General features: G+C 46.8%; 6 protein-coding genes. All 6 read left to right on the top strand.

Annotated elements, in window-relative coordinates:
* Positions 1–438 precede the first annotated feature (438 nt).
* Entirely contained in the window at positions 439–1,071 is a 633-nt protein-coding gene (locus ACN0V2_RS13580; RefSeq protein WP_024373488.1) for a TetR/AcrR family transcriptional regulator, read from the top strand.
* A 107-nt stretch (positions 1,072–1,178) separates the two neighbouring features.
* Positions 1,179–1,712 carry a phosphatase PAP2 family protein gene (locus tag ACN0V2_RS13575; RefSeq protein ID WP_020432374.1) on the top strand — a complete coding sequence of 178 codons (534 nt, stop codon included), beginning with the start codon at positions 1,179–1,181 and terminating at the stop codon, positions 1,710–1,712.
* Entirely contained in the window at positions 1,709–2,755 is a 1,047-nt protein-coding gene (locus ACN0V2_RS13570) for an MJ1255/VC2487 family glycosyltransferase (protein ID WP_417551344.1), read from the top strand. The genes ACN0V2_RS13575 and ACN0V2_RS13570 overlap by 4 nt, the downstream gene beginning before the upstream one ends.
* Positions 2,756–3,117: 362 nt before the next feature.
* A complete protein-coding gene (leuO, locus tag ACN0V2_RS13565; protein ID WP_020432370.1) occupies positions 3,118–4,077 on the top strand; it encodes a transcriptional regulator LeuO in 960 nt (319 codons plus the stop codon).
* Between the two features lie 176 nt (positions 4,078–4,253).
* Positions 4,254–6,068 carry an AMP-dependent synthetase/ligase gene (locus ACN0V2_RS13560; protein WP_417551343.1) on the top strand — a complete coding sequence of 605 codons (1,815 nt, stop codon included), beginning with the start codon at positions 4,254–4,256 and terminating at the stop codon, positions 6,066–6,068.
* Positions 6,069–6,495: 427 nt separating this feature from the next.
* Positions 6,496–6,709, top strand: a 214-nt coding sequence (locus ACN0V2_RS13555) for a thiamine pyrophosphate-binding protein (protein ID WP_417551342.1), incomplete at its 3' end; no start/stop codon positions are given.

Raw genomic sequence — 6,709 nt, 5'->3', positions numbered from 1 at the left:
TCACCATCGCGTAAGGTGGTGTCGAATATAATGACCTGATCGTTCATGTTTGCTTCCTCATTCCGAGAGTTAATCGTTTACTTCCTGGATTTAGTTATAAAAAAACCCGCATCATGTGCGGGTTTTTGTGTTTCTGTTGTGGTGTCTTTCTTCCACAGCCTACCCGCGCGATTGGTTCACGATAAGGAGCAGGCTCAGGAGTAGAGAAAAACGAGTTGTCATTAGTAACAATCCACAATTTAAGTTAACAGATTAGTACCGCACTCGCTGAGTGACGTCAACCCTAAAGTTGATTTTTTATTCATGCTCAAGAGCTTTTGGTTTCAAGGTTCTGAAAATTAGCATTTTCTGCTAAGTCGGCGAGTTTTTATCCTGATGCTATTCAGTCACAAAAGATACTTCTATAATTCATCGATTGATGAATAGGCGGAATCAAAAATGAGTACAAGGAAAGCGGGGCGTCCTCAACAACCCACGGATGTGCGTGAATTGCTGTTGCAGCACGCCAAAGAGCTGTTCACCGTGATGGATTACGACAAAGTGTCGACCCGGTTGATTGCCCAAAAAGCGCAAGTCGATATTGGCATGATTCGCTACTACTTTGGCAGCAAAGGAGGACTGTTTGAAACCATGTTGCGTGACACGCTAGCTCCTATGAAAGAGCAGATCGATCACCTGCTGGCAGACAGCAATCACCAGAACTTGACTGAAGTGATGCGGACCTACTATCGCGAGATGATTAAGGTGCCACATTTCCCGCGCTTGATCATGCAGGTGATGCAGATGCCGCCATCGGAACTGCAGCGCCAGTTGATCGAAAAAGTGATTCTGGATGTGACTAAACCTGTTCAGGATATGATGTTCCAGAAATTGATTCAGCGTGGCGTGGTTCGTCCCGATGTAGATCCTCAGCTTTGCAGGGTCTCTTATATCAGCTTGATGGTGTTTCCGTTTATCGCCCCGCGGGCTTTGCTGGCCGTGCATGGTATTGAACTCAATGAGGAGTTTCTGGATCGTTTGATTGAACACAACATTCGCTTAATGGAGCAGGGCTTTCTAATCGTGGATTAGCATCCGCATTGATTGTCATCCATTTACAAACAAAGCATCACGGATTTGTCATCTCCTCCTCTTATCTTGTGCCTAGATAGGAGACTCAACAGGGAGAGGAGGTGCTTATGCGTGCCATCGAGCCTATCGCTAAGCTGGACTTAGCCTTTTCAATTTTCTGCTTACAGCACAAATTCAATCAACCTATTGCCCGCGTAAGCAAAGCAGTCTCGCACACCGGCGATGGTCATCTTTATGCTTTGTTTGGCGCTCTGGCATGGTGGCTGGATGGCCAACACGGCCAGTATTTTCTGTTGGCTGGCTTGCTCGCCTTTGCGATCGAACTGCCAATCTATTGGGGGCTGAAAAACAGTTTTCAGCGCCGCCGCCCACAAGAACTCTCGCCACTGCTGACGGCTTTTATTACACCGTCTGATCGCTACAGTTTACCTTCAGGGCACACCGCTGCGGCTTTTGTAATGGCAACACTCATCGGACAGTTTTACCCGGAAATTTACGGCCTTGCACTGATGTGGGCGGTGTTAATTGGCAGTGCGCGTATTCTGCTTGGGGTTCATTTTCTTACTGATGTGATTATTGGTGCCATGCTGGGAACGGGATGTGCCACGCTCTCATTCACACTGCTGGAGTATATGGCTTGAAAATATTGTATGGCGTACAAGGTACAGGCAATGGCCACATCACGCGCGCGCGCGCGATGTGTGAAGCATTTTCACAGCGCGATGCAAACGTTGATTTTCTTTTTTCAGGTCGTGAGCAGAACAAGTATTTTTCGATGGAATGTTTTGGCCGTTACCAAACTCGCCGCGGATTGACGTTCTCGACTCATCAGGGGCAAGTTAATTACGTCAAAACGGCTTTTAACAACAGCCCGATGCAGTTAATGCGCGAAATTAAGCAGCTTGATTTATCTGCTTACGATTTGATTATTAACGACTTTGAACCCGTCTCAGCCTGGGCTGCCAAGCGTCAGGGCATTCCTTGTATTGGCATCAGTCACCAGAACGCATTCCGCTATCCGGTACCGCTCAAAGGAGCGAATTGGCTGGACAAGCTGATCATGCAACGCTTTGCGCCTGCCGATTATCATCTGGGGTTGCATTGGTATCACTTTGACCAGCCAATCCTGCCACCGATTGTGCATACGGCCGGGCTTTCCACCATCAGTCAGGATTACATTCTGGTCTATTTGCCGTTTGAGCAGATTGACCATGTGTGTGAGTTACTGTTTCGTTTTGTGAATCAACATTTTGTTTTCTATCACCCGAATGTGATGGAAGAAGAGGTGATTGAGAATGTTGAATTTCGTCCACTATGCCACAGCAAATTTCACCAGCATCTGCAGCATTGTGCTGGTGTGATTGCCAATGGCGGATTCGAATTGCCTTCTGAGGCGCTGTCGCTGGGCAAAAAGCTGCTACTGAAACCGCTGAATGGCCAGTTTGAACAACAAAGTAATGTCGCGACCTTAGATATTTTGGGGCTCGCTTCGGTGATGGATTTTCTTGACGCTTCTGCAGTGAGTAAGTGGTTGGATGAAAAGCAGGCTGAACGCGTGGTCTATCCGAATGTCGCCAATGCGATCGCCGACTGGGTATTGCAGGGACGCTGGCATGATCATTCTGAACTTTGTCATTCACTGTGGCAGCAAGTCGACTTCCCGAGTTACGTTTCCATTAATTAATGACGCTGTAGATTGCAAAAACGCTAACTTATAGCGAGCGTGAATATTAGTTGTTGCGCATAAGTTCAATCATTAATCTCGTCAATGTTTTATAAAAAAGCCATTGATATCGATTTTTATGTTTTTTTATAAAAAGCTAATATTTTGAAAAATATTGGCTTTTTTTCTAATTGGGTAAAATAAACTGAGATTTTATCAATCTTATTGCTATTCGATAAATGAATGGTTGATAGTAACGGCCAGCCCGGAAACATCTGGGGAATAAATACTACAAATAGCGGTTATCTATTCGCCAACCCAAATTCATTGTGTCACTGATCATCCAGCGACATAGATCAGAATAACAATAAGAGGCGTGCCTAATGTTAGACAAAAAAGATCCGATGAGCGCGATTGCGAGCTATCGAATGGAAAGCACTCTACGTGGTGTGGACCTCAACCTGTTGACGGTTTTCGATGCCGTAATGCAAGAGCAGAATATTACTCGTGCCGCGCACAATCTCGGAATGTCACAACCTGCAGTCAGTAACGCGGTTGCTCGTTTGAAAGTGATGTTCAATGATGAACTCTTTATGCGCCAGGGACGTGGTATTCAGCCAACCCAACGAGCTCGTCAGCTTTTCGGTCCGATTCGTCAGGCACTGCAACTGATCCGTAATGAACTGCCAAGTTCCGTGTTCTCTCCGGAGACATCGACCCGCCTGTTTAAACTGGCAATTTGCAGCCCATGTGATATCCGTTTTGCACCTAAAATCATGTCCAGCATCTATGAGCAGGCGCCAAGTGTGCAGCTCCATCTGGATGCGGAATTCGATCGCAAACTGGCTGAGCGCATGCGCTACCAGGAAATTGACTTTGTGATTGATTATGCTCGCTTTGACGAGCAGGGTTTTTCCAGCACCGAAATCTTCCAGGATGAGCTGGTGGTAGTAGCTGCAAAATCTCACCCTCGCATGCAGGGTGCAGTCACTCGTGAAGCGCTGGCCAACGAGCAACACGCTAAACTGTCAAAAATTCATGGTCAACGCAGCTTCTCTGAACAGGCGTACCGTGATTTGGATTGCCAGCCAAGCTATGAAGGCACCAGCCTGAGCAACGTACTCTATGTGGTCGGTCAGTCTGAACTGGTGACGATTGCGCCGCGTTGGATGGTAGAAAATGCCGCCAATAAAGATCAGCTCCAAGTTCTGGAATTCCCGTTTGATAATGGCAGCATCAGTGGTTATCTGAGCTGGCACGAATCAAGCGAAAAAGACAAAGGACACATTTGGTTACGAGATCAATTGATGATGATTTGCGGAGAAGTGGTTGCGTTGAAATAACGCCAAACGCCTCTTTATTTAGCCTTAGGTTAGGAAGCCCTGATCTAAGGCTTTTTTATTGGCTGCAAGCCAAGGTTTAGTTGATAACTTTGACATCCGTCAGTTGCCTTTTTTAAGGCTGAATGTACACTTGTGCGCTCAAAAGAGCTTACAGGTGTAAGCTATAGGTAAATAAGATGGCCAATTTAGATTTTCATATCGTAAAACGCATTCGGGAGCAGGTTGCTTCTGGCGGTAGTCGTATCGCGTTGAAACATAAAATGGACAACGAATGGCAGGGCATCAGCTGGACTCAGTTTGGCGATGAGATGGATGCAATGTCGATGGCGTTACTGACATTCGGAATGGATGTTCAGGACAAGATCGGGATTTTTTCCAACAATATGCCTCAATGGACGATCGCCGATTTTGCAGCGTTGCAGATCCGGGCGGTAACCGTGCCGATTTACCCGACCAATACTGCCGAACAGGCTGCTTACATTCTGCAGGATGCGGATGTCAAAGTGTTGTTTGTTGGCGAACAGCCGCAGTTTGATGCTGCCGTCGCCATGTTTGAACAATGTGGTCAACTCCAGCTGATCGTGGCGATGAGTGATGCGATTGAGCTTGGCGACTTTGAATTTGCCATGAGCTGGAAAGCGTTTGTTGCTTTGGGCGAGAATACATCGCGCGGGTTGCTTGATGAACGTCTGGATCAGGCCAGCGATGATGATCTGTTTACACTGATTTATACCTCGGGGACTACAGGTAAACCTAAAGGCGTGATGCTCGATTACCGCAATGTCGGCGCGCAGCTTGAAGGACATGATCAGCGCCTGAACCTGAGCAGTGATGACGTGTCGCTGTGTTTCCTGCCGCTGTCACATGTGTTTGAGCGCGCTTGGACCTGCTACGTGCTGTATAAAGGTGCAACCAACTGCTATTTGCAGGACGTGGGGCAGGTGCGTGATGCTCTGAGTCAAGTTCGTCCGACTGTGATGTGTGCAGTTCCGCGATTCTATGAAAAAATCTTCTCGGCGATTCATGAAAAAGTCGCCCGCGCGCCGCTGCATCGTAAAGTCATGTTCACCTGGTCGGTCAACATGGGCGCGAAGATGGCGTTGTGTCATCAGGAAAAACGCACGCCGTCCTGGCTATTGAAAAAGAGCCATCAGTTGGCAGATAAACTGGTGCTGAGTAAACTGCGCGCGTTATTAGGTGGACGCATTAACTTTATGCCTTGTGGCGGTGCGAAGCTGGACGAAACCATTGGCCGCTTTTTCCACGCCATCGGTATTAATGTCAAACTGGGCTACGGCATGACTGAAACCACCGCGACTGTCTCCTGTTGGGACGACCAATGTTTTGACCCGGACTCAATCGGCATGGCTATGCCGGGTGCTCAGGTGAAAATTGGTGAAAACAATGAAATTTTGGTTCGTGGCCCGATGGTGATGCGTGGCTACTACAAGATGCCGGAAGAAACGGCACAGTCGTTTGATGAACATGGCTTCCTGAAAACGGGCGACGCCGGACATATTGACGAGCAGGGTAATCTGTTTATTACTGACCGTATCAAAGAGCTGATGAAAACGTCAGGTGGTAAATACATTGCACCGCAAGTGATCGAAGGTGCGATTGGCAAGGATCATTTCATCGAGCAGATCGCTGTCATTGCTGACACGCGCAAGTTTGTGTCCGCGTTGATCGTGCCATGTTTTGATACTTTGGAAGAGTACGCCAAAGAGCTGAACATCAAATATCATGATCGTCTGGAGCTGATCAAACACAGCCAGATCATCGAGATGTTTGAAAAGCGGGTGAACGAGTTACAACATGGCTTAGCTAAGTTTGAGCAAGTCAAACGCTTCAAGTTGCTGCCAAAAGCCTTTTCGATGGATGACGGTGAACTGACACCAACGCAAAAACTGCGTAGAAAAGTCATTAATGACCGTTATCAGGATGAAATCGAAGAAATGTACCAAGATAAGCCAAAAGACAAACGTTCTTAGGTTTGTTTCCGCTTTATACTGAGCCTTTATATCCCCGCCAGGTTTTCCTGGCGGGGATGTTTATTTTTACGCAGTCAGAAAATCCGTCGCTATTGCCTATTTTCTGTGGTTTTTATTTGGTTCCAACAAAATATTCCACTTTTTTTAATCCACTTAATTGCTCTCTGGTCTGAATCTCACGTCAGATTTGGAATTGAATACTTAATATCCGTTTTTTTGCCATATCTTGTTAAAAATGCGTCAATTTCACCGTTAGACCTGATGAAAAGAAAGCGTTACAGTTGTTGCGTTACCTTAGTGCTTGTTATGACAAGTACGGGACATAGCCGAAAGCGGAGAGTTTTCGAATTAGGCTACGAATAAGCCCTAACTATGTATAACCAGATCCTTTTACTGACCTTGTGATTGGCACTGGTAAGGAGAAAATATGGCAATGTTATCCGGCGCAGAGATGGTGGTTCAGTCTCTGATCGAAGAAGGCGTAGAACAAATTTTTGGATACCCTGGCGGTTCCGTTCTTGATATCTACGACGCCCTCCACGAAAAAACCGACAAAATCAAACACGTTCTCGTTCGTCATGAACAAGCCGCAACTCATATGGCCGATGGCTACGCACGTGCAACTGGTAAGCCGGGTGTGG

The sequence above is a fragment of the Methylophaga sp. genome, assembly GCF_048266885.1.
In the GTDB taxonomy this organism is placed as follows: domain Bacteria; phylum Pseudomonadota; class Gammaproteobacteria; order Nitrosococcales; family Methylophagaceae; genus Methylophaga.
The sequence above is the reverse complement of the archived record's forward strand: the minus strand, read 5'-3'. Positions and strand labels throughout refer to the sequence as shown.

Coding starts and splice junctions, on each gene's coding strand:
- ACN0V2_RS13560 (WP_417551343.1), top strand. CDS start 4,254: ATGGCCAATTTAGATTTTCATATCGTAAAACGCATTCGGGAGCAGGTT.
- leuO (WP_020432370.1), top strand. CDS start 3,118: ATGTTAGACAAAAAAGATCCGATGAGCGCGATTGCGAGCTATCGAATG.
- ACN0V2_RS13575 (WP_020432374.1), top strand. CDS start 1,179: ATGCGTGCCATCGAGCCTATCGCTAAGCTGGACTTAGCCTTTTCAATT.
- ACN0V2_RS13580 (WP_024373488.1), top strand. CDS start 439: ATGAGTACAAGGAAAGCGGGGCGTCCTCAACAACCCACGGATGTGCGT.